Here is a 21679-nt window from a genome sequence, read left to right as displayed (position 1 = left end):
TGATCTAGAGGAGCCGGCCGAGCCGCAGCAGGACGGTCTCGCCGGTGGCGTCGTCGAGGGCGTCGTTGTCGGTGACGGCGTAGGTCTGGCCGTCCCCGCCGACCGCGAGGCCTTCGACCTTGTCCTGCACCCAGCCGTTGTCCGCCTTCAGCGCCGGCAGCAGGTCCTTGACGAGCTTCTTGGTGACGGCCGGGGTGCCCGTCCAGGTGGCCGGCACGTCGAACTTGTAGACCTTCTTGATGGACGCCTGCGGGCCGCGCTGGTTGTCGCGCTCGATCACCGCGAACGTGTTCGCGTCGACCGCGACCAGCTCGGACAGTCCGGTCCAGCCCAGCGGCGCGGTGTCCAGCGGGTACAGCAGCCACGACCAGGCGCCGGTCCCGAGGTCGTAGCGGCCGATCCGGACGACGCCGGCCGGGTCGGTCTTGAGCGGGCGCTGAACGGCGACCCACACGGCGTGGCCGGACTCGGCGACCCCCTCGAAGCCGTTCGTGGTGACGGCCGCGGCGATGTCGGCCGGCAGCGGGATCTCCTGGCGCACCGCGCCGCGCGCGTCGAGGCGTACGAGAAGGTTGGGGGTGTCGGCGGAGCCCTCGCTCGCAAGCCAGTAGCCGCCTCCGGCCCGGGCCACGAGGCCCTCGGCGTCGTAACCGGCCGGCTTGCCGTCCTTGGTGACGGTGAGCTGCCGCTCGATCCGGGCCGGGCGCCGCGCGGTGTCGATCGTCAGGATCCGGGTCGGGGTGTACGCCGAATCGGTCACCGACACCAGCTGGGAACGCTTGCCCGGCACCGCGGAGAGGGCCGACAGCGTGCCGAACGGGATCAGGTCGTCCGAGACGATCGACGGGAACCGGCCGTGGCCGAGGCCGTAGATCTGCACCGAGCCGCGGATGTTCGCGTCCGGGATCTCCTCCTCGCTCGAGACCACGAGCAGCCCGCGCGACGGCACCGCGACGACTCCCTCGGGGCCGTTCGTGGTCGGCAGCAACTGCTGGAACTGCGGCTTGCGGGGGTTCGACACGTCGTAGACGGCGGTGAAGTTGCCGCGCTCCGAGTTGACGAAGACGTAGGGCGTCCGGCCGATCCGGGCGAAGGCCACGTTCTCCGGCTCGATGCCCTTGGCGTCCGAGCGCTTGTCCGGGTAGAGACCGTGCTCGACGGCGAGGTGCTCGAGCGAGTTGCCGGCGTCCCACACCACCCGGCCGTCGCGCGAGAAGATCGTCCAGCCGCGCGAGCCGCCCTCGTAGTCGCCCTCGTTGGCCGTGGCGAACAGGTCGTCGCTGATCCAGGCGACGCCGTCCGGCTCCCGCTTGGCGGTGATCGTGCCGTCCAGCGTGATCGTGTCGTCGTCCTTGGTGTCCACACCGGACACGGTGACCGCGCCGGCCGGGAAGTGCCGGACGACCTTCTTCGACTTCAGCGACACGACCGCGAGGTGGTTGTTCTCCTGCAGCGAGACGACCGCCTCGTCGCGGGAGTTGACGCTGACGTACTCGGGCTCGGGGTCCGTCGGCGCGACCGCGGCTAGCCCGGTCAGGTCCACCTTGGCGGCGGTCCAGGTACGGGTGTCGATCACCGAGAGATAACCGGCCGGCAGCTGCGGGATCGCGCCGTCGTCGACGTCCTCGTCACGCTCGTTCTCGATCGCCACAGCGATGTACCGGCCGCTGGGCGCCACCGCGACCGAGTCGGGCTGGCCGCCCAGGTCGATCTCGCGCACGACCCGGCGGCTGCGGTCGTCGATCACCACGAGCTTGCCCGACGGATCGGTGAAGCTCTCCCGCGTGTTGACGCCCGCGAGCAGCAGGTGCCCCAGGTGCGCCACCGAGGTGGGCTCGCCGTCGAGGGCCAGGGTGCCGGCCGCCGCGGGCCGGGCGGGGTCGGTGATGTCGACGAAGCCGAGGCGCCGGCCGGGGCTGTCGGTGTAGACCACCGTACGGCCGTCCTCGGTCACGGTGGAGATCTCGGCGGCGGCCGTGTCGTCGATCGAGGAGTTCAGATAGGCCGGGAAGGTGGCCAGGCGGCGGAACTCGTCGGTGTGCGAGGGATGCGCCGACGCCGGTGCCGCGGTCAGGGTGGCGGCTAGGCCGGCAAGGGCGAGTGCCGAGGTGGCACGGCGTTTTGACATGGGCCCTGACTACGTGAGGATCTTGTCCGGCTCGTGGACGTCGGCTGAACGACGGGTGCCGATGGGTGTCCAGATCAGCAGGGCCAGGCTGAACCAGACATAGAGGTTGCCGCCGATCAGCTCCAGCGGCGGCCGGGGGCGCTTCTCCCAGAGCCAGGTGAGCCTGCTCGTCATCAGCAGATAGGCGGCGACACCGAGATACAGCGGCCCGGGATGCAGCGGCCGCCGGCCGGTGCCGGCCAGGCCCGCGTCGACGCAGCGGACGATCGCCGGGAGCAGCCAGACACAGTGGTGGATCCAGGTCACCGGGCTGACCAGGCAGCCGACGATGCCGGTCAGCGCCAGTCCACCCATGATGTCGTCCGGGACCCGGGCGACGCGCCAGGCCCAGAAGGCCAGCGTGAGCAGCACACAGACGATCCAGACCCGGGACTCGACCTGCGGGATGGGCAGGCGGGCCAGGAATCCGCGCTCCGACTGGTTGGACAGAAAGGACAGCACGCCGACCCGGTTGGTGTCCCACAGCGCCGACGTCCAGAACTCGCGGGACTCGTCCGGGAAGATCGCGGCGGCGAGCAGGGTGGCCCCGGCGGCGGTGCCACTCGCCGTCGCGGCGGCCCGCCAGCGCCGGGTGACCAGCAGATAGACGATGAAGATGCCCGGCGTGAGCTTGATCGCGGTGGCCAGGCCGATCCCGACACCGGCCCACTTGCGCCCCCGGGACAACCCGAGCAGCAGATCGCCGGCCACGAGCGTGAGCAGCAGCGTGTTGACCTGACCGAACGTGATCGTCTCGCGGACCGGCTCGAACGAGATGGCCAGGCACACGGCCAGGGCGTACGCGAACCAGACGGGCCACCCGCGGCGGCGGATCAGCGGACCGGCGAACCACCAGGTGAGCAGCGCGGTGGTGAGCACCGTGGCGACGATCGCGACCACCACGACGAGCCCGAACGGCAGGAACGCCATCGGGGCCATGACCAGCCCGGCGAACGGCGGATAGGTGAAGCCGTACGGGGTCCCGGGCCGCAGCCAGTCGTAGACCATGCCGCCGTCTCCGCGGAACCAGTACTGGATCGCGCCGTAGTAGACCTTGGAGTCGAAGTATCCGTTACGCGTCTCGGCCAGATAGACGATCAGCAGGGTGACCGCCGCGGCCGCCGTGACCAGTCCGATTTTTCGCTTCATGGAGTGCTTTCCAGGTCAGGTAGAGGATCAGGCCCGTCATGGCCACCGCGCCCTGAGTCTTCACGGCCAGGGCCAGGTTGTAGCCGTCGGGCAGGCAGAGGGCCGCCGCCACGGCGCACGGCACGACGAGCCATCGCAGGTGGGCGTGCAGAGTGGCGGCGAGGACGGCGAGCGGCCAGAGCGCATACCAGGGGTGGAAGACCGGGGCCAGCAGCACCGTGGCCGCCAGGGCGTAACCGGCGTACAGCAGCGGGTCGTGGTCGCGGGCCCGCCACCAGAGGACCACCAGCACCACGGCGAGCACGGCGATGCCGATGATCCGGGTGACCGGCACGGCATCCGGCCCGATCAGACCGATGGCGATGCCGACCGCCGTGGGCGGCGAGGTCCACTGCACCGAGACGCCGCTGCCGCTGAGCGCCGTCACCCAGCCGAAGCCGCGGCCGCTGACCAGGGAACAGGCGGCCAGCGCGACGACCAGGCCGCCGGCCAGCATCGCGATCTGTTTGACCGTGTCCCCTCGCGCTGCCGTCCCGCCGGTCGGCCGGCGATCGACGAGCAGGAGCAGGGCGAACGGGACGACCACCACGGCGGTGGCCTTCACCGCGACGGCCAGGCCGAGGAGCACGCCCGCCGCCCACCCCACCTTCCTGATCGCGAGCGCCAGCCCGGCGACCATCAGACCCACCATGAGGGCGTCGTTGTGGGCGCCGGAGATCAGGTGGATCGGCACCAGCGGGCAGGCCAGCACCAGCCAGACCGCACGAGCGAGCGGGACGTTGCCCCGGCGGGCCAGCACCGGCAGCGCGACGGCGATCAGCGCCACCCCGAGCACCGCGATCACCCGCAGCCCGGCGAGGGTGCCCATCAGCGAACCGTCGCTCAGCGCGGCCGCGACACCGGCGAGCACGAGGAACAGCGGACCATACGGGGCCGGGGCGGCACGCCAGGTCGGCGCGACCGCATCGGCCCAGGGACAACCCAGCAGATCGACCCCACCCGCGTACGGGTCCAGGCCCGCACTCTGCTGCCAGCCCTGACAGGCGTAGGAGTAGGCGTCGTAGCTGCCCAGCGGCAGGAACGCGAGCAGCGGCAGCATCCACAGGCCGGCCGTCACATAGGCCCAGCGCGCCGAAGGACCACTCGCCGACATCAGGCGCACGCCGGCCAGCCAGGCCGTGATCAGCAGCCCCGTGCCGAGCAGCCACGCGACCGGCAGCAGCACACCGTCCTGGCCGGCGAAGACCGTGCCCGGCTTCATGGTCGGTTCCCACGGGTTCGTCGCGCCGCCCAGCCACGCGGCCACCGCGAGCAGCAGGCTGCCGGCCAGGCCCGTACTGCGGACGACGGCGGGGCGGGACATGGCGAGCACCCTACCGTGACACGCTGCAACCCCCGGCCGTACCGGTAGGGTCTGTTGCCGTGTGGGCTCGGCACCGGCTGGAGTGGTTCACCGCCGGGCTCGCGGCGGTGCTCGGCGCCGTCTATCTGCTGCTCCCGCCGATGGGCTCCGACCTCGCGGCCCAGGAGGCCCGGGCCGGTTTCTTCGCCGGGCACGGCTACACCCCGATGGACCTGCGGTGGTACGCCGGCGTCGACCAGCTCGGCTACAGCCTGATCTCACAGCCTGTGATGGCCCTGCTCGGCGTACGCGTGACCGGAGCACTGTCCCTCCTGGCCGCCGCCGTGCTCCTGGCCGTCCTGCTGCGCCGCACCGCCGCGCCCCGCCCCCTGCTCGGCGCCGTGGTCGGCACGGCGTGCCTGGCCGGCAACCTGGTGAGCGGCCGGGTGACGTACGGCCTAGGGGTCTGTCTGGGCCTGGCCGCGCTGGTCGCCCTGACCGCCGGCCCGCGCCGCGTCTGGCTCGCGGCCCCCCTGGCCCTCGTGGCCGGCGCGACCAGCCCGGTGGCCGCCCTCTTCCTCGGCCTGGCCGGCGCCGCCCTGCTGCTGTCCGGCCGGATCCGCCCCGGCCTGCTGCTGGCCGTGCCCGCCGCTGTTCCCCTGGCCCTGACCGCCCTGCTGTTCGGCGACGGCGGCTGGATGAACATCAGCCGCACCGACACCGTGCGGGCCGTGGTCGCCGGCCTGGTCGTCGCCGCCCTGGTCCCCCGGCGCCCGGTACGCATCGGCGCGCTGCTCTCCTCGGCCGGCGTGCTGGCCGCGGCCCTGATCCACACTCCCGTGGGCCTGAACGCCACCCGGCTGGCCGTGATGTTCACGCTCCCGCTCCTGGCCGCCTACGCCGCCTGGCCCAGCCTCACGGTCTTCCCACGGCGCACTACCACCGCCTCACCATCAACCGCCTCGCCATCGACCGCCTCGCCATCGACCGCCTCGCCATCGACCGCCTCGCCATCGGTCACATCGCCATCGGTCACATCGCCCTCGGGTGCCGCACCATCGACCGCGGCCAGCTCCTCCTCAGGCGGGGCGCCCTCTCTGCCGCCGCCTCGGGAGCGCCCGGCCCGCCCAGCCCGGCCGCTGCCCGGTTGGGCAGTGCTGGCACTGCTCATCGCGGCGTGCTGGTGGCAGCCGCCGGTGGTCATCGGCGACGTCCGCGACATCGGCAATCCGACAGCCGACCCGGCCTACTTCCACCCGCTGCTGGACCGGCTGGCCCAGGAAGACCTGACCGGCCGGGTCGAGATCCCCTCCACCCGCGACTACTGGGAGGCGGCCCACCTGGGCGACGTGCCGCTGGCTCGGGGCTGGCTGCGGCAGGCCGACATCGACCGCAACCCGCTGTTCTTCACCGAGATCCCCGGCGCCCGCGGCACCGGCGTCGCCCTGACCGCGGACAGCTACCGCCTCTGGCTGGACGAGCTGGCCGTCCAGTTCGTCGCCGTCCCCGACACCGAGCTGACCTGGTCCGGCCGCCCCGAAGCCGAGCTGGTCACCGCCGGTCTCCCGTACCTGACGCGGATCTGGCGCAACGATGACTGGCAGCTCTACCGGGTCACCGGCGCTCGCCCGATCGTCTCTCCGCCCGCCCGGCTGGTACGCCAGGACGCCGCATCGCTCACGGTCGACGCCGCGGCCGCCGGCACTGTGGCACTGCGACTCCGTTGGAGCCGCTGGCTGACAGCCGACAACGGTGCGACGCTCGAACGCCAGGGCGACTGGACGACCATGCGTGTGCCCGGCTCCGGTCGTTATACCGTGACCAGTCCGGGCTAGCCGGTCCAAGAACACGGTCCAGCAAGGACACGGTTCAGTTCAGTGAAGACGCGGTGCGGTGTGCTGCCAGGTGCGGGTCGACGGCCCGGCCGCTCCGCTACGGACCTCGCCGTGTCAGCGAGTGATCATTCGCCGGACCGGGCGGGCGGGCTGACCGGTTCCACGCGGCGGTGTGGCTGGTTCAGCGGCGCGTCGCCGGGCAGGTCGGCGAAGTACGCGTTCAGATGCGCGTACGGGTTCTGACACGGATCACGAGAGACGCGCGCGTGCTCGATCTCCTGGCGGCGCAGCGTCACGGCGAGACGGAGCGCCGACCAGATCCGCAGCCGGCGCGAGGAGTCGATGGCCGCGAGCACACGGGCAAGCCCGTCACGATCCCGCGCGGGTACGCACGTCAGGATGATGATCAGCGGAAGCACGGCCGCGAGGATCTCGCTGAGGACGATCAGCAGCACGATCAGCGCGACGATCCCGGCCAGCAAAGACATAGTCATCGAGGTCTCCGGTCCTTGACGAGGGCGGGGTCGCCCGGGCGCGGACCCGGACGGCTCGGGAAGAGCGACCACTCAGGGGCCGCTGACCGCTGCCGCGGCCACCAGGACGAGGGCCGCGACGACCGCGACCGGAGAGAGTGCCGGCGCCGTGGCGGCTCGGACGGGAGCGCCGGCGGCGAAGGGACCCGGCGCAGGAACCGCGTGACACGCCGGGCTACAGGACGGACGGTGTGGCGAGCAAGAGGCACATCGATCGAAGAACCAACACGTACCGCATCGAGGAAGCCGTCGTTGCTCGTCGGTGGGGTGGGTACGGACGGGAGCATGTGATCGACCTCCACATCAGGCCGCATATGCACTGCCAAGGGCCCGACCTCGACGTCGCTCGGCGAAATGATCACAGAGCGAAGTTGATGCCTGCGCCTGCAGTCATTCCTACGTGACCCTCTGTGTTTGAATATCCAGGGTTATGCAGCGCTTGGCAAGAGTGATGCGCGTACGTGAATTCGTCTTCAGACTGTTCACGATGTGGCGCGTGGGGTTTCGGTTCACTCCACCGTGTGGTTGCATGGTCTCTATGCGGGATACACGCATAGAGCCTTGACGAGTCATGTATAGTCCGCGTACGTGACAAACTTACCGAAACCGGGCGCAAAGCTGCGCCTCACTATGTATGCCTCAGATTGCGGCACCGGCACGTGCCCGACCGTGTACGGCGCGGACGAAGAATCCGTCGTGGTACAGGGATATATCGTCACTGCTGAGGACGCCGGGATCAATCTGCCCGCGGGCGAGCAACTCGTGATGATCCCGAAGGACATCCTCATCGCTGCGGCCAAGGCGGCCAGTTAGAAGGGGGGCGAGCGGAGATGTCCGACTCGCCCACCCCTCCCAAGAGCGCCGGCGAAACCGTCGGCGCCGCGCTTGCCCGCTGGCGCAAGCGCAAGAAGATCTCCGGCCAGGTCCTGGGCGACAAGGTCGGTATGAGCCAGGCCAAGATTTCCCGCCTGGAGACGGGAGTCTCCACTCCCGATCCGCAAGTGGTCCGGCTGCTCGCCGAAGGGCTCGACCTTCCGCCCGACGAGGTCGACCGGCTGGCGTCGCTCGCGGAGCACTCGGACGAGCAGTTCGTGGACTGGCAGAGCGTTGAACCGAACCTGTGGAACCGCCAGGAATTCGTCAGATCGCTCGAGGCGCCGGCACATGAAGTGCGCGTCTTCCAGCACGCCGTGGTGCCCGGACTCCTGCAGACCAGCGAATACGCGCGGGCCATCCTGCAGGCCATCCGCTTCGAGGTCGGCGACCGGACGTCCGCCGGGTCCGATCACGCCGTGCAGGAGGCGGTCGCAGCGCGGCAGGCCCGGAGCATGGCGCTCTACGAGACCGACCGCCAGTTCCACTTCGTCATCGCCGAGACCGTGCTTTGCAATGTGGTCTGCAAGCCGCTCGACATGGCCAGTCAGATCGGTCGCCTGCGGGAACTCGCCACCTTGCCCAATGTGTCAATGCGTATTATTCCGCTCAACGCTCGATGGCCCATTCCGCCCCTGAGCGGCTTCGAGCTCATGGGCGACAAACACGTGATGACGGATTTGATCAACAGCAGTCTGGTCTCGCGAGCCGGACGCAAGGCGGTCCGGCAGCACAGGGTCGTCTTCGACGCTCTTGAAGAGATCGCGACCACCCATATCAGTCCCATATTGGACAGATATCAAGATATGTATCGCACCATGCGAACGGACGCCGCCGCCTGACCCGTTGTAGCGATGGCACTTCTCTCCGTACCTTGGGTGACATGGCGACCCATGACGACCACCTCACTACCGCTGAGACGGCCGCTGTTGATCTGCGCGTCGAAGCACTTGTCGGCAAAGCCTGCGGAAGCGGGACCTGTCCGGCCGTCTATCGGACGAACCGGACATCACTGGTGGTCCAAGGCTATGCGGTTGACGCCGCAACCGCCGGAGTCGAGCTGCCCGCAGGTGAGAACCTCGTCGAGATTCCCCGCGACGTTCTCCTGGCGGCGGCCAGGGAACTGCTCGACGAGCACTGAGCGCACTCGCCTCCGGCAAGGCAGCACAGGGCCACGATGTCGTCGGTCGAAATGCGATCAGCCATGGGCGCCCTCAATCAGCTCAGCACCCAGCACCCAGCACCCAGCACCCGGACGCTCCGCGGTGCGCTGCCGTCCGGGTGGCTGCTGCTGCCGCCCGGACGTTCGGGAGGCAGTCAGCACTCGCCCCATCCGCAGCGTGCGGTTACGGCGTCACCAGCCGAAGCGGCGCTTTTTCTTCTGGCCTCGCAGGCCGGTGACGAAGTCGGCGCCCTGGCGCAGGAGCCGGGTGCTGCGGCTGGGGCCTCGCTTGGCTTCGAGCGTTTCGCTCAGTTTGCGGGCGCCGGCTGCGGCGAGCGGGACAGCGATCGCCATGATGGCGTAGCGGCGGACAAGGTTGAACAACATTGGTGACCTCCCTGGGGTTCGTCAGGGACATACCCACCGGTGCGGGACTTTATGACTCGAGCACCCGCTCCATCGCCGCCCGGGAGCGGCGGGTCAGCCTCAGGTAGCGGTCGACGAACTCGCCCGGGTCGTCGCCGCCGAGAAGTTGCACCGTGCCGGCCAGCTCGACGCCGTGGCGGGGCAGTTGGTCGGTCGGGCGGCCGCGGACCAGGGTCAGCGCGTTGCGCACCTGGGCGGCCAGGGTCCAGCCGGCGGTCATCGCGGCCGCGTCGACCTTGTCGATCAGCTTGGCCTTGAGCGCCGCGTCGAGGGCTTCGAGCGTGCGGGTGCGTCGCAGGCCGGGGACCGCGTAGGCGTGCCGCAACTGGAGCAGTTGGATGGCCCACTCCACGTCCGAGAGGCCGCCGCGGCCGAGCTTGGTGTGGGTCTGCGGGTCGGCGTTGCGGGGTAGGCGCTCGACTTCGACGCGGGCCTTGATGCGGCGGATCTCGACGACCTGCTCGCGGGTGAGGCCGCCCTCGGGATAGCGGATCTTGTCGGCCAGTTCCTCGAACCGGCGGCCCAGGTCGGCGTCGCCGCAGACGAAACGGGCGCGGAGCAGCGCCTGGGCCTCCCAGACGCGCGACCAGCGGGCGTAGTACTGCTGGTAGGCAGCCAGGCTGCGGACCAGGGGGCCCTGCCGGCCCTCGGGGCGCAGGTCGGCGTCGATGCCGAGCTCGGGGTCGGGGGCCGGCGCGGTCAGGGCCCGCCGCATCTCCTCGGCGATCACCCGGGCGGCCGTGCTCGACTCGCTCTCGGGCACGCCGGGGGCGGGGTCGTAGACGAACAGGACGTCGGCGTCGGACGGATAGCTCATCTCGTAACCGCCGAGACGTCCCATGCCGATGATCGCGAAACGCAGTCCGTCGGGGCCGGGATGGGCGCGCCGGGCCACGCTCAGGGCGGCGTTCAGCGTCGCGTCGGTGACGTCGGAGAGCGCGATGCCGATCGCGTCGACGTCGAGCGGCTGGGCCGGCGCCAGCTCGCCGGCCCGGCTGAGGATGTCGGCGCAGGCCAGGCGGAACAGCTCGCGGCGGCGACGGGCTCGGACGGCGGCGATCGCCTTTGCGGGATCTTCGGTGTAGCGGTCGGCGGCGGCCACGAAGCCGTCGAGCAGCGACTCGCGCGAGCGGGGCTGCAGCTCGGTGTCGTTGGCCAGCAGGCGCAGCGCCTCGGGGTCGCGGGTGAGCAGGTCGGTCGCGTACCGGGACAGGCTGAGCACCCGGGCCAGCCGGCGGGCGACCGGGCCGCCGTCGCGCAGCAGGCGCAGATACCACGGCGTGCTGCCCAGCTTGTCGGAGACGTGGCGGTAGTTGAGCAGGCCGCGGTCGGGCTCGGGCGCGTCGGCGAACTCCTGCAGCAGCATCGGCAGCAGGGTGCGCTGGATCGCCGACGTGCGGGTGACGCCGCCGGTGAGCGCCTGCAGGTGGCGCAGCGCCCCGGCCGGGTCGGCGAAGCCCAGGACCTCGAGCCGGCGGCCGGCCGACTCGGTGGTCATCCGCAGCGCCTCGGCCGGCACCCGGGCCACGGCCTCGAGCAGCGGCTGGTAGAGCAACTTGATATGCAGGCGACGGACCTGGGCGGCGTGGCCCACCCAGTCGGAGCGGAACGCCTCGACGGCGTCACGGCCGGGCAGAGCCGTGTAGCCGAGGGCGGCGGCCAGCCAGCGCTGGGCGGCCGGATCGTCGGGCACGGTATGCGTACGCCGGAGTTGCTGAAGTTGCAGGCGGTGCTCGACTCCCCGCAGGAAGCGGTAGCCGCGCAGCAACGTCTCCCCGTCGTCGCGGCCGACATAGCCGCCGGTGACCAGCGCGCGCAGCGCCGGGATGGTGCCCGGCGCGCGCAGCGTCTCGTCGATGCGGCCGTGCACGAGCTGCAGCAGCTGGACGGCGAACTCGATGTCGCGCAGCCCGCCGGGACCCCGCTTGATCTCGCGGTCGACCAGCCCGGGCGGCACGTTCTCGATGATCTTGCGGCGCATGTCGCGGACGTCGGGGACCGCCTCGGGCCGCTCGGCGGCATGCCACACCAGCGGAGCCAGGTCGTCGATCCAGCGCCGGCCCAGCCCCAGATCGCCCGCGGCCGGGCGGGCCTTGAGCAGCGCCTGGAACTCCCAGGTGCGCGCCCAGCGACGGTAGTAGGCCTGGTGGCTGGCGAGCGTGCGGACCAGCGGGCCACGGCTGCCCTCGGGCCGCAGGGCCGCGTCGACCGGCCAGGCGACCATGCCGCAGATCTCGATGAGCCGGGCCGCGACGACGGTGCCGGAGTTCAGGTCGTCGTCGGAGTCGGCCACGAAGATGACGTCGACGTCCGAGACGTAGTTGAGCTCGTTGCCCCCGCACTTGCCCATCGCGACCACGGCCAGGCTCGGCTCGGCCGTGCCGGCCGGCAGACCCGCGACCGCGATGGCGTACGCGGCGGCGAGCGTCTCGTCGGCCAGGCGGGAGAGCGCCGCCATGGTCGGTTCGAGCCCGCGGCCGCCGGTGAGATCGGCCGCGGCGATGCGCAGCAGCGAGATGCGGTAGGCCCGGCGCAGCGCCGGCACGCTCGGCTCGTCGCCCTCGACCTCGAGATGCCCGTCGGCGTTGGGCGGCAGCCCGGTCTTGCCGGTGCCGAGCACCCGCCAGTCGTCCGGGTTGGCCACCAGGTGATCGCCCAGCGCGGACGAGGCGCCCAGCACCGCGACCAGCCGGCGGCGCAGGCCCGCGTCCCCGGCCAGGGCGCCGAACAGCTCCTCGGTGGCCTCGTTCGTCGTGATCTCGCCGCCCGGACCGGTCACCGGGCCGCCGTTGCCGCGCGCGGCGGCCCTGGCGGCCGCCTCGACCAGCCGGTGGAACTGGCGCAGAGCCAGGTTGGGATCGGCCGCGCGGGACAGCGTACTGAGCAGATCGGCGGCGTCGGCGCTGGTGGGCGCCTGCGACTCCGCGTCCCACAACCGCAACCCGGTCGGGCCGAGCAGATCGGAGGCGCGGGCCCCGTTGTCGGCGAATCCGTACCGGGCGAGCCGGCTGGGCCGGGTCACGGGTCAGTGCCCCAGCAGCGGGAGGGTGCGGCCGGTGCCGGCGTCGGGTATGTCGGCGTCGGGCAGAGTGCCCAGGGCCAGCGCGGCGAATCGGGCGGCGAACGGCTGCCACACCTCTTCGACGTCGGGCAGCAGCTCGGCTGTGGCGTAGACGACCGCCTCGGGGTCGTAGCCCAGCTCGTCGATGGCGGCCCGGTCGCTGACCGCCCACTGCTCGATCATCTCGACGTCGCACTCGATGTGGAACTGGATGCCCCAGGCGCGGTCGCCGATGCGGAAGGCCTGATGGGGGTAGCGGCTGGAGGCGGCCAGCAGCACCGCCTTGAGCGGCAGCTCGGTGATCTCGTCGCGGTGCCACTGGATGACGTCGGGCAGCAGCGGCACCCATTTGAAGAGGGGGTCGGTGTCGGCGGCGTCGCGCTTGCCGACCAGGCCCGGACCGATCTCGGGGCCGCTCGTGCTGCGCTCGACCAGACCGCCGTGGGCGCTGGCGAGCAGCTGACCGCCGAGGCAGACGCCGAGCGTGGGCACGCGGTGGCGTACCGCCTTGCGCAGCAGCCCCTCCAGCGAGGGGAACCACGGCGCGCCGGGCAGCCCCTCGGCGTCGGAATACGCCGCCTGGTCGCCCCCCATGACTATGAGCGCGACGTAGCCGTCGAGGGTCTCGGGGATCTCGTCACCGGCGTGCGGCCGCAGGACGGTGAGCTCGAGCCCCGCCTCGGTCAGCCACTCGCCCAGCCGGCGCGGGTCGTCGGACGGGTCGTTCTCGATGACAAGTGCAGTCGCCACGCTCACGAGGCTAACCCTTCAGGGGACGGGAAACGCATCGGCGGCTCGGTGTGGACCGCCGTGCCCGGCGAAGTGGGATCACCGGAACGGCGTACGACGAGGTTGACCTCGTTGATCGGGTCGATAGCGTCCACGGGAGGCAACGTAGACCGGGGGTACGACATGTCCGGCGCACCCCTGCTGGTGCTGGTGTCCGTGGCCTCGATCCAGTTCGGGCAGGCGGTCGGGCGCACGCTCTTCGACGATCTCGGCGCGACCGGCGTCGTGCTGCTGCGCGTGTCGATCGCGGCCCTGGTGCTGGCCGTCGTGACCCGGCCCCGCGTGCGGAGCTGGCCGCGGGCGGCGTGGCGGGCCGCGGGTCTGCTCGGTGTCGCGGTCGCGGGGCTCAACCTGCTGTCGGCGCTGGCGCTGCGCACGGTGCCGCTGGGCGTGGTCGTGACCGTGTCGTTCCTGGGCCCGCTCACGGTCTCGCTCGTGCAGACCCGACGGCTGCTCGACCTGTTGTGGGCGTTGCTGGCCGGCGCCGGGGTCGCGCTGCTGTGGTGGCACCCCGGCGCGGCGGTGCCCCTCGGCGGTCTGGTGCTCGCCGGGCTGGCCGGGATCTGCGGGGCCGGCTACATCCTGCTCACGGCCCGGCTGGGCGGGCTGGTGCCCGGGGCCGGCGGGCTGCCGGTCTCGCTGACGGTGGCGGCTCTGGTCGCCCTGCCGTTCGGCGCCGGGGGCGCGGGCGCGGTGGTCGAGCGGCCCGCGCTGCTGCTCGGCGCGGGCGCGGTGGCGTTGCTGCAGACCGTTTTGCCGTACGTCCTGGAACTGAGCGTCCTGCGCCGGCTGCCGACCCGGGTCTTCGGCATCCTGGCCAGCCTCAACCCGGCCGCGGCGGCGATCGCCGGCCTGATCGTGCTGGATCAGCGGCTCGGCCCGGTGGAGATCGCCGCGCTGGGTCTGGTGACGCTGGCCAGTGGCGGGGTCACGCTGATTCGGGCCGGGTCCAGCGAGCCACCAGTTCCGTCCCCTCGGTCTCGCCCGTCTCACGGAAGCCGAGCGTCCGATACAGGCGCCGGGCCGCGATGTTGTCGGCGGCGTAGCTGAGCGCCACGTTGGGCGTGCCCGGTTCGGCGATCAGGCGCTCGCGCAACTGCCGCACGATCGCGTGGCCGATGCCCTGCCGCTGGCGGCGGCCGTCCACGACCAGCCCGCCGATCCAGGCGCTGCGGTCGTCGTCGACGCCCCACATGACGAACCCGACGACCTCGCCGTCCTCGGTGGCGGCCAGCGGGTGCCAGGTGTCGCCGTAGGCACACAGGCAGAGGTAGTAGGTGACGGCACTGACGAACCGCTGCTGCTCGCCGTGCACGGTCAGCGCGGCGCAGTCGCGCCAGTTCTCAGCGGTGACCGGGACCAGCTCGATCTTCGGGTCGGGGGCCATCGCGCCATTCTGCCGCAGCGGCCCCACCCGTGGCGGGGCCACCATGGTCGCCGGATGCGGGCGTCAGGCGATGCAGGCGCACACTATGAGCGCGGCGCCGAAGTGGGAGGCCGCGCTGACCAGGGCGCCGCCGTGGCGTTCGGGGGTGCAGATGACGTCGCCGAGCTTGCCGGGGGTCATCCAGTCGAGCACCAGGAACGCCGCGCCCATGATGACGATGCCGATCAGGCCGAACAGAACCGTCGAGGCCAGGCCCTGGCCGAACGAGTCGTACGACGTGAAGATCGCGGTGAAGACGATCGCCGAGATGCCGAGCTGGTTGGCCGCGAGCAGCAGCGACGCGTTGGGGTTGCGCTCCACGAAGATGAGGTCGCGCAGCTTGCCGGGGGTCAGCACGTCGATGAGCAGGTAGCCGACGGCCATCAACCCGATGCCGACGAGTCCGAATACGATGCTGCGCCCAGCGCCCTCGAGCAGATCTTCAAGCACGGCCTCTCCTTGTCACGCGACGTCAGGAGAGACCGTACAAGACAGTAGCTACGTCTGTGCATTCCCGCAGCGAAAAGCCGCCGGGAAACCTCGTTCTACAGCGCGCCCAGGTAACGCTGCCGCTCGTACGGCGTCACCTCGCGACGGTACTGCTCCCACTCGGCCGTCTTGTTGCGCAGGAAGAAGTCGAAGACGTGCTCGCCGAGCACCTCGGCGACCAGCTCGGACTTGCTCATGACGTCGATGGCCTCGGACAGGTTCTCCGGGAGCGCCTCGTAGCCGGCGGCCTTGCGCTCGGCCGGCGACAGCGACCACACGTCGTCCTCGGCGCCCGGAGGCAGCTCGTAGCCCTCCTCGATGCCCTTGAGGCCGGCCCCGAGCATGACGGCGAAGGCCAGGTACGGGTTGGTGGCCGAGTCGATCGAGCGGACCTCGACGCGGGCCGAGTTGGGCTTGCCGAACGCGGGCACCCGGACCAGCGCGGAGCGGTTGAGGTGGCCCCAGCTGACGAAGGCCGGCGACTCGGTGACCACATTCGGCAGCTGGAGCGGGAAGAGCCGCTTGTACGAGTTCACGTACTGGTTGGTCACCGCGGTGTACTCGCGGGCGTGCACCAGGAGGCCGGCGATGAACGAGCGTGCGGTCTTGGACAGCTTCATCGGGTCGTCGCCGTCGAAGAACGCGTTGCGCTCGCCCTCGAACAGCGACAGGTGCGTGTGCATGCCGCTGCCGGGCTGGTCGGTGTAGGGCTTGGGCATGAACGTGGCCCGCACGTGCTGCGACAGCGCCACCTCCTTGACCACGTGCCGGAAGGTCATGATGTTGTCGGCCGTGGTCAACGCGTCGGCGTAGCGCAGGTCGATCTCCTGCTGACCGGGCGCGACCTCGTGGTGGCTGAACTCGACCGAGATGCCGATGCGCTCGAGGGCCAGCACGGCCTGGCGGCGGAAGTCGCGGGCCACCGAGTGGGTGGTGTGGTCGAAGTAGCCGCCCGTGTCGACCGGGATGGGCACCGAGCCGTCGAGCGGGCCGTCCTGCACGAGGAAGAACTCGACCTCGGGGTGGGTGTAGAAGGTGAAGCCCTTCTCCGCCGCCCGGGCCAGCGCCCGGCGCAGCACGTGACGCGGGTCGGCCCAGGCCGCGTTGCCGTCGGGCAGCAGGATGTCGCAGAACATCCGCGCGCTCTCGCCGCTGGCGCCACCCTCGAACGGGAACACCTGGAAGGTCGTCGGGTCGGGCATGGCCACCATGTCGGACTCGTACACCCGGGCGAAGCCCTCGATCGCCGAGCCGTCGATGCCGATGCCCTCCTCGAAGGCGGACTCCAGCTCGGCCGGGGCGACCGACACGCTCTTGAGCGTGCCGAGCACGTCGGTGAACCAGAGCCGGACAAAACGGATGTCGCGCTCCTCGAGAGTCCGGAGCACGAATTCCTGCTGTCGGTCCACGTTCACCCCTCGTAGTAATGCCCTGACGAGCCAGTCTGACCTGACTCGATTACGCCGAGATTACGCTGGCCCGGGCCTGCCGGGACGCCCCGGGTCGCGATATGCGGGGTTGTGACAACCTCCACTCACCCCTGACCGCCGCGCGGGCCGGAGTGCGACGATTTCTGCATACCCGGGGACCGCACTTCCGCGGCCTCGAGGGAAGGAGAAGAGCCATGTCGGACATCCCGGCCCTGTACGGTGGCCCGCCCACCCGGCGGGTCCGCACCCGTGACCTCATCGCCGCCAAGAGCCGTGGCGACCGGTGGCCGATGCTGACCTCCTACGACCAGTACACGGCCTCGATCTTCGATCAGAACGGCGTACCGGTGCTGCTGGTCGGCGATTCGGCGGCCAACAACGTGTTCGGTCACGAGAGCACCCTGCCGATCACCGTCGACGAGCTGCTGCCGCTGGTCCGCGCGGTCGTCCGGGCCACCCGGACGGCGCTGATCGTGGCCGACCTGCCGTTCGGCAGCTACGAGGAGGGCCCGACCCAGGCCCTGCGGACCGCCGTCCGGTTCATGAAGGAGAGCGGCGCGCACGCCGTCAAGCTCGAGGGCGGCCGCCGGGTCGCGGCCCAGATCGAGGCGCTCACCGGCGCCGGCATCCCGGTCATGGGCCACGTCGGCTTCACGCCGCAGAGCGAGCACACGCTCGGCGGCTATCGCGTGCAGGGCCGCGAGCAGGACGGCGCCGAGGTGCTGGCCGACGCTCGCGCGGTCGCCGCGGCGGGGGCGTTCGCGGTGGTTCTCGAGATGGTGCCGGGCGAGGTGGCCAAGACCGTCACCAAGGAGCTGTCGATCCCCACGGTGGGCATCGGCGCCGGTCCCGACACCGACGCCCAGGTGCTCGTCTGGCAGGACATGGCCGGTCTGCGCACGGGCCGCATGCCGCGCTTCGTCAAGCAGTACGCCGACCTGGCCGGTGCGCTCGCGTCGGCCGCCCAGCAGTTCTCGGCCGAGGTCCGCGGCGGCGAGTTCCCGTCGGCCGAGCACACGTTCTGACCGTTCCCGCGAGGCCGCCCGGCCGGCCTCAGGCCTGCTCGAACAGCACCTTGCGGGTGACCGGGTCGGCCTCGATCAGGCGCGCCTGGATGCGTACACCCAAGGGCAGCGCACCCAGGCAGCGCGCCCGGACCGCGGGCTCGTCGATCGCGACCGTGCCGCCGGCCGGGCGCTTCTTCGACGGCTCATCGAGGTCGAGCACGCCGGCCTCGAAGTGCTCGCCGACCCGGTCGTGCAGCAGCACGGCCTCGGCCAGGTCGATCGCGCCCCGGTTGGCCGCGCCGGCCAGCCGGTCGGACTCGGACATCGCCTTGGGCAGCCTCGGCAGGGCGGCCCGCGCCCACTCCGGGATCGCCGTGCCCGCCGCGACGGCCAGGCACACCTCGGTCGCATAGCGGTCGGCCAGCCGCCGCAGCGGCGCGGTGACATGCGCGTACGGCGCCCCGACCCCGCCGTGCCCGGTCTGCTCGGGCGGCGTCCCGTCGAACGGCGTGTAGGCCGCACCGCGCAACAGATCGGCCGCCTGATCGAGGAACGCGGCCCCGCGCGGGCTTGCCGGATCGACCGCGGCCACGACCGTGCCCACCGGCGCCCCGGACGGCCACAGCACGCCCAGTGACTTCGCGGCGCCCTGCAGCTTGGCGATCGCGTCGGGTCTGGGCGCGGGCATCGTGCGCAGCAGGCCCACCCCGCCGCGCAGCATGAGATCGGCCGCCGCCATGCCGGTGAGCAGCGAGATCTGGGCGTTGTGCTCCTCGATCGCCAGGGGCGCCCGCAGCACGAGACGCCAGCCACCCCCGTGCTCCTCGACCTCCTGCTCGGGCAGCGGCAGATTGACCGCTCCCCGATCGGTGGCCCGGGCCGCGAGCAGCCCGCCCAGCTCGGGCAGCAGGGCCAGCGGCTCGGGCGTCGTGCCCGCGTCCACCTGCTGCTGGACAGCCTCGTAGCTGAGCTTGGCCCGGCTGCGGACCCGTGCCCGCTCGAGCCCGACCGACATGGTGTCGCCGTCGGCGTCGAGATCGATGGTCCACACCACGGCCGCCCGCTCGACGTCCGGGAACAGACTGACCGCGTCCTCGCTGAGCACCGGCGGGTGCAACGGGATCCGGCCGTCGGGCAGGTAGATCGTCTGCCCGCGCACCCACGTCTCGGCCTCGAGCGCGCCACCCGGCCGCACGTAGGAGGCGACATCGGCGATCGCATACAGCACCCGGTAGCCGCCGCCGGGCAGCCGGCTCAGGTGCATGGCCTGGTCGAGGTCTCTCGACGTGGCCGGGTCGATCGTCACGAACGGCACGTCGGTGCGGTCGGCCACCGGCGGGAGCGGCCCGGCCGCCGCGGCCTCGGCCTCGGCCAGCGCCTCGGGCGGGAACTCCGCCGGCAGTCCCAGCTCGCGCCTCAACGCGGCGAAGTCGATTTGCGGCGCTCGCACACGTCTGATCGGCACGGGTCATTCCTACCAGCTACGGCCCCGGCCGGCTGGGAAGCACGAAGGGCCGCGCCGGACGGCGCGGCCCTTCGGGTGCCGTGATGTCAGCGGCTGCGGCGTCCGGTCGTCTTGCGGGCCGGGGCCGGGGTGGCGTCCATCATGTCCGCGGCCGGGGTGTTGCCCAGCGCCGCCTGCCGGGCGGCGGCCGCCGTGGTCGCCTTGGCGACCCGCGACGCGTTGGTCGACGAGTTCTTCGCGGTGGCGCCGGCCCGGGGGGCGTTGGCCGACCGCGCGGCCCCGCCCCGGGTCGCGCCGGACTCGTTGGCGGTGCTCCGCTTTCCCGTCGGCGTGGCCGTGGGCTTGTTGCCGCCGCGGGCCGCGACCGGGCTCAGCCCGGCCACCTTGGCGACCGCCGAGCGCGGACCGGTCGTCGAACGGAGGCCGGCCGCCGGGCGGGCGGGGGCGGCTTCGACCGGCGTACGCCCGAGCGTCTTCGGCGCCGTTGTCTTGCGCGGGGACGCCGTCGTCGCCTTGGTCGCGGTCTTCTTGGCCGGTACGGCCGCCTTCTCCGCGGCCGGCTTGGTGGCAGTCGTCCTGGCCGCGGTCTTGGTCGCGGCAGTCTTGCTGGCCGCCGCCGTCGCCTTGGTGGTGGACGCGGCCTTCGCCGTCGGAGCCTTGATCGAGCCGGCGGCGACGGCCTTGGTGGCGGGCGCCTTCCGCGGGGCGGCCTTGCTCGCCGGAGCCTTCTTCGCGGCCGTCCGGGAAGCCGGGGCCTTCTTCGCCGCGACCTTGATCGCGGCCGACTTCGCGACCGACTTCGCGGCGGCGGTCGCCTTGGTCGCGGCCGTCTTCGTCGCCGCCGTCGCCTTGGCCGCCGCCGTCTTCGCGGCCGTGGCTGCCTTCGCCGCGGGCGCCTTCTTGGCGGCGGTCGCCTTGGTGGCGGTCGCCTTGGTAGCGGTCGACTTGGTGGCAGTCGCCTTCGCAGGAGTCGCCTTGGCGCCGGTGGACTTGGTGGCGGCCTTGGTGGCGGGTGCCTTCTTGGCCGCGGTCTTGGTGGCGGTCGCCGTGGCCTTCTTCGCCGCGGCGGTCGCCTTGGCTCCGGCCTTGGCGGCGGTGGCCGCGGCCCGGTTGGCGGCGGTGGCCGCGGCCCGGTCGGCGACCGCGGCGGCATTCCGGTTGGCCCCCGACTTGCCGGTGGTGACGGCCGCCTTGTTAGCGGAGGCCGTGGCGCTGCGGCTGTATCCGGCCTTGGCGGTCGAAGCCGCGGCCTTGTTGGCCGACGCCGTCGCGTTCCGGGCGCCGGCAGTGGCCGCCGCAGCAGCCTTGGCCGCCGTCGTGGCCTTCGTCGCGGCCGCGGATTTCGTCGCAGCCGTCTTTGTCGCAGCCGTCTTCGTCGCAGCCGACTTTGTCGCAGCCGTCTTCGTCGCGGCGCTCTTGGGCGTCGCGGCGGTCGCCTTGGTCGCGGTCGTCTTCGTCGCAGCCGGGCGGGCCGGCTTCTTCGCGCTCGCCGTCTTGCCGGCAGTGGTCATCGAACCCGCCTTGGTCGCCGCCGTCTTGGCGGGAGTCTGCTGGGGAGCCGGGGCGTCCGTCTCCGTCGTGCCGATGATCGCCGTCGTCATCGCCGGGCCCGGCTCGGCGGCCGCGGCTGTCCGTCGTGGAGTCACCGGACGGCGGGCGCTCGGCTTGGCGGCCGCCCGCGCGGCGGTCTTGGTCACCGGCTTGGCGGCGATCCGGGTGGCCGTCTTCGTGACCGGCTTGGCCGCGGCCCGGGCGGCCGACTCCGTGACCGGCTTGGCGGCGGTCTTCGTGACCGGCTTGGCGGCGATCCGAGCGGCGGTCCTGGTGACCGGACCGGCAGTCTTGATGACCGGGTCGGCGTTCTTGGTGACGGGCTTGGCGGTCCTGGCGACCGGCTTGGCCGCCTTGGTGACGGGCTTGGCCGCCTTGGTGACGGGCTTGGCGGCGGCCCGCGCCGACGTCCCGGTCACCGGCGCCGGCGCCGTCGCCGCCTCGCCGGCGGGCGTACGCGAAATACGGCTTTTGTCCGCCCTGGTGACAGAGCGGGGGGCCTTTTTGGCAGCGGCCATCTGGGTGTTCCTCCTTGCGAATGACTGCGCGAATGGCTGCGGGCTCGTCTCCGCACGGAGACTGCGACGTTCAGTACAAGAACGATCGATAGCGAAGCTGGAGGCGGCGTGGACTCAGAGGGCCGGCGCCACAGTCAGCTGACCTCCCCGTTCCAGCGGGCATCCTCGGCGTCCCAGTTCGCGTTGCGCTTCTCGACGGTCTCGAGGGCACGCGAAGCTTCGTCGGCCGTGGCGTAGGGGCCGAGACGATATTGGGCCGGACAGACGTCGTCGCCACTCTCGACTCGATGGTGGCGGAGGCACCAGAAGTAGCCGCCGCCGGGCCCACTGTCGCTCATGCAATCACTCTGCACCTCAAACCGACCATCCGCCACCGATTCGGGCAAAAAGTCCTAGATTTCCACATTGGAGCATGAGGGCAAGAGCACAAAAACCGCCCCGGCCGTGCGGCCGGGG

General features: G+C 71.7%; 19 protein-coding genes and 1 pseudogene. 6 read left to right on the top strand and 14 right to left on the bottom strand.

Annotated features, from left to right (window positions below; translation table 11 throughout):
- Positions 1-4: 4 nt before the first annotated feature.
- From HJC40_RS01020 to mptB, 3 genes are read right to left on the bottom strand one after another with little or no spacing between them, the layout of a single operon-like run.
- Complete coding sequence (locus HJC40_RS01020) at positions 5-2128, bottom strand: esterase-like activity of phytase family protein (RefSeq protein ID WP_249997687.1); 2124 nt, start codon at positions 2126-2128, stop codon at positions 5-7.
- A gap of 9 nt (positions 2129-2137) precedes the next feature.
- On the bottom strand, positions 2138-3316 hold the full coding sequence (locus HJC40_RS01015) for a glycosyltransferase 87 family protein (RefSeq protein WP_249997686.1): 1179 nt from the start codon (positions 3314-3316) through the stop codon (positions 2138-2140).
- Positions 3240-4679: a polyprenol phosphomannose-dependent alpha 1,6 mannosyltransferase MptB gene (gene mptB, locus HJC40_RS01010; RefSeq protein ID WP_249997685.1), complete on the bottom strand. Its 1440-nt coding sequence runs from the start codon at positions 4677-4679 to the stop codon at positions 3240-3242. Before mptB ends, HJC40_RS01015 begins: the two co-directional genes overlap by 77 nt.
- 140 nt (positions 4680-4819) lie before the next feature.
- Between mptB and HJC40_RS01005 the strand changes: the two genes are divergently transcribed.
- Entirely contained in the window at positions 4820-6493 is a 1674-nt protein-coding gene (locus tag HJC40_RS01005; protein ID WP_249998200.1) for a hypothetical protein, read from the top strand.
- 125 nt (positions 6494-6618) lie between these two features.
- Here HJC40_RS01005 and HJC40_RS01000 read toward each other — a convergent pair whose 3' ends face one another.
- The gene (locus HJC40_RS01000; RefSeq protein ID WP_249997684.1) at positions 6619-6987 is read right to left on the bottom strand and encodes a hypothetical protein; all 369 of its coding nucleotides are present in this window, start codon (positions 6985-6987) and stop codon (positions 6619-6621) included.
- Between the two features lie 627 nt (positions 6988-7614).
- Between HJC40_RS01000 and HJC40_RS00995 the strand changes: the two genes are divergently transcribed.
- The 3 genes from HJC40_RS00995 to HJC40_RS00985 are packed head-to-tail and all read left to right on the top strand — an operon-like array spanning position 7615 to position 9040.
- Positions 7615-7839 carry a hypothetical protein gene (locus HJC40_RS00995; protein WP_249997683.1) on the top strand — a complete coding sequence of 75 codons (225 nt, stop codon included), beginning with the start codon at positions 7615-7617 and terminating at the stop codon, positions 7837-7839.
- Between the two features lie 17 nt (positions 7840-7856).
- Positions 7857-8741 (top strand): helix-turn-helix transcriptional regulator, encoded by an 885-nt coding sequence (locus tag HJC40_RS00990; RefSeq protein ID WP_249997682.1) that lies wholly within the window; start codon positions 7857-7859, stop codon positions 8739-8741.
- A gap of 41 nt (positions 8742-8782) precedes the next feature.
- Positions 8783-9040 (top strand): hypothetical protein, encoded by a 258-nt coding sequence (locus HJC40_RS00985; RefSeq protein WP_249997681.1) that lies wholly within the window; start codon positions 8783-8785, stop codon positions 9038-9040.
- 213 nt (positions 9041-9253) lie between these two features.
- Here the strand turns inward: HJC40_RS00985 and HJC40_RS00980 are convergent, their stop codons facing one another.
- Genes HJC40_RS00980 through HJC40_RS45025 form a run of 4 tightly spaced genes read right to left on the bottom strand, consistent with a single transcriptional unit; the run spans position 9254 to position 13432 of the window.
- Entirely contained in the window at positions 9254-9448 is a 195-nt protein-coding gene (locus tag HJC40_RS00980) for a hypothetical protein (RefSeq protein ID WP_249997680.1), read from the bottom strand.
- 49 nt (positions 9449-9497) lie between these two features.
- Positions 9498-12509, bottom strand: coding sequence for a bifunctional [glutamine synthetase] adenylyltransferase/[glutamine synthetase]-adenylyl-L-tyrosine phosphorylase (locus HJC40_RS00975; RefSeq protein ID WP_249997679.1), 3012 nt, complete (start codon positions 12507-12509; stop codon positions 9498-9500).
- Positions 12510-12512: 3 nt separating this feature from the next.
- Positions 12513-13298, bottom strand: a complete 786-nt coding sequence (locus HJC40_RS00970) for a type 1 glutamine amidotransferase (protein ID WP_249997678.1) — start codon at positions 13296-13298, stop codon at positions 12513-12515.
- Positions 13299-13300: 2 nt separating this feature from the next.
- Positions 13301-13432 carry a hypothetical protein gene (locus HJC40_RS45025; protein ID WP_284042509.1) on the bottom strand — a complete coding sequence of 44 codons (132 nt, stop codon included), beginning with the start codon at positions 13430-13432 and terminating at the stop codon, positions 13301-13303.
- Between the two features lie 28 nt (positions 13433-13460).
- Between HJC40_RS45025 and HJC40_RS46520 the strand changes: the two genes are divergently transcribed.
- Complete coding sequence (locus tag HJC40_RS46520; protein ID WP_374271041.1) at positions 13461-14387, top strand: DMT family transporter; 927 nt, start codon at positions 13461-13463, stop codon at positions 14385-14387.
- Here HJC40_RS46520 and HJC40_RS00965 read toward each other — a convergent pair.
- The 3 genes and pseudogenes from HJC40_RS00965 to HJC40_RS00955 form a co-directional block, all read right to left on the bottom strand.
- Positions 14374-14724 (bottom strand): annotated as a pseudogene (locus tag HJC40_RS00965) (GNAT family N-acetyltransferase); the annotation flags it as partial. The gene HJC40_RS46520 and the pseudogene HJC40_RS00965 overlap by 14 nt on opposite strands.
- 63 nt (positions 14725-14787) lie before the next feature.
- A complete protein-coding gene (locus tag HJC40_RS00960; RefSeq protein ID WP_249997676.1) occupies positions 14788-15213 on the bottom strand; it encodes a DUF350 domain-containing protein in 426 nt (141 codons plus the stop codon).
- Positions 15214-15308: 95 nt separating this feature from the next.
- On the bottom strand, positions 15309-16661 hold the full coding sequence (locus HJC40_RS00955) for a glutamine synthetase family protein (protein ID WP_249997675.1): 1353 nt from the start codon (positions 16659-16661) through the stop codon (positions 15309-15311).
- Positions 16662-16876: 215 nt separating this feature from the next.
- Between HJC40_RS00955 and panB the strand changes: the two genes are divergently transcribed.
- The gene (gene panB, locus HJC40_RS00950; RefSeq protein ID WP_249997674.1) at positions 16877-17707 is read left to right on the top strand and encodes a 3-methyl-2-oxobutanoate hydroxymethyltransferase; all 831 of its coding nucleotides are present in this window, start codon (positions 16877-16879) and stop codon (positions 17705-17707) included.
- Positions 17708-17735: 28 nt separating this feature from the next.
- Here the strand turns inward: panB and HJC40_RS00945 are convergent, their stop codons facing one another.
- The 3 genes from HJC40_RS00945 to HJC40_RS00935 all read right to left on the bottom strand — a co-directional run bounded on the left by HJC40_RS00945 (position 17736) and on the right by HJC40_RS00935 (position 21561).
- The gene (locus HJC40_RS00945) at positions 17736-19154 is read right to left on the bottom strand and encodes an RNB domain-containing ribonuclease (RefSeq protein ID WP_249997673.1); all 1419 of its coding nucleotides are present in this window, start codon (positions 19152-19154) and stop codon (positions 17736-17738) included.
- An 86-nt stretch (positions 19155-19240) separates the two neighbouring features.
- Positions 19241-21223, bottom strand: a complete 1983-nt coding sequence (locus HJC40_RS00940) for a hypothetical protein (RefSeq protein ID WP_249997672.1) — start codon at positions 21221-21223, stop codon at positions 19241-19243.
- A gap of 134 nt (positions 21224-21357) precedes the next feature.
- A complete protein-coding gene (locus HJC40_RS00935) occupies positions 21358-21561 on the bottom strand; it encodes a hypothetical protein (RefSeq protein WP_249997671.1) in 204 nt (67 codons plus the stop codon).
- Positions 21562-21679: the final 118 nt, after the last annotated feature.

It is taken from the genome of Actinoplanes sp. M2I2, from assembly GCF_023544445.1.
Lineage (GTDB): Bacteria > Actinomycetota > Actinomycetes > Mycobacteriales > Micromonosporaceae > Actinoplanes.
The sequence above is the reverse complement of the archived record's forward strand: the minus strand, read 5'-3'. Positions and strand labels throughout refer to the sequence as shown.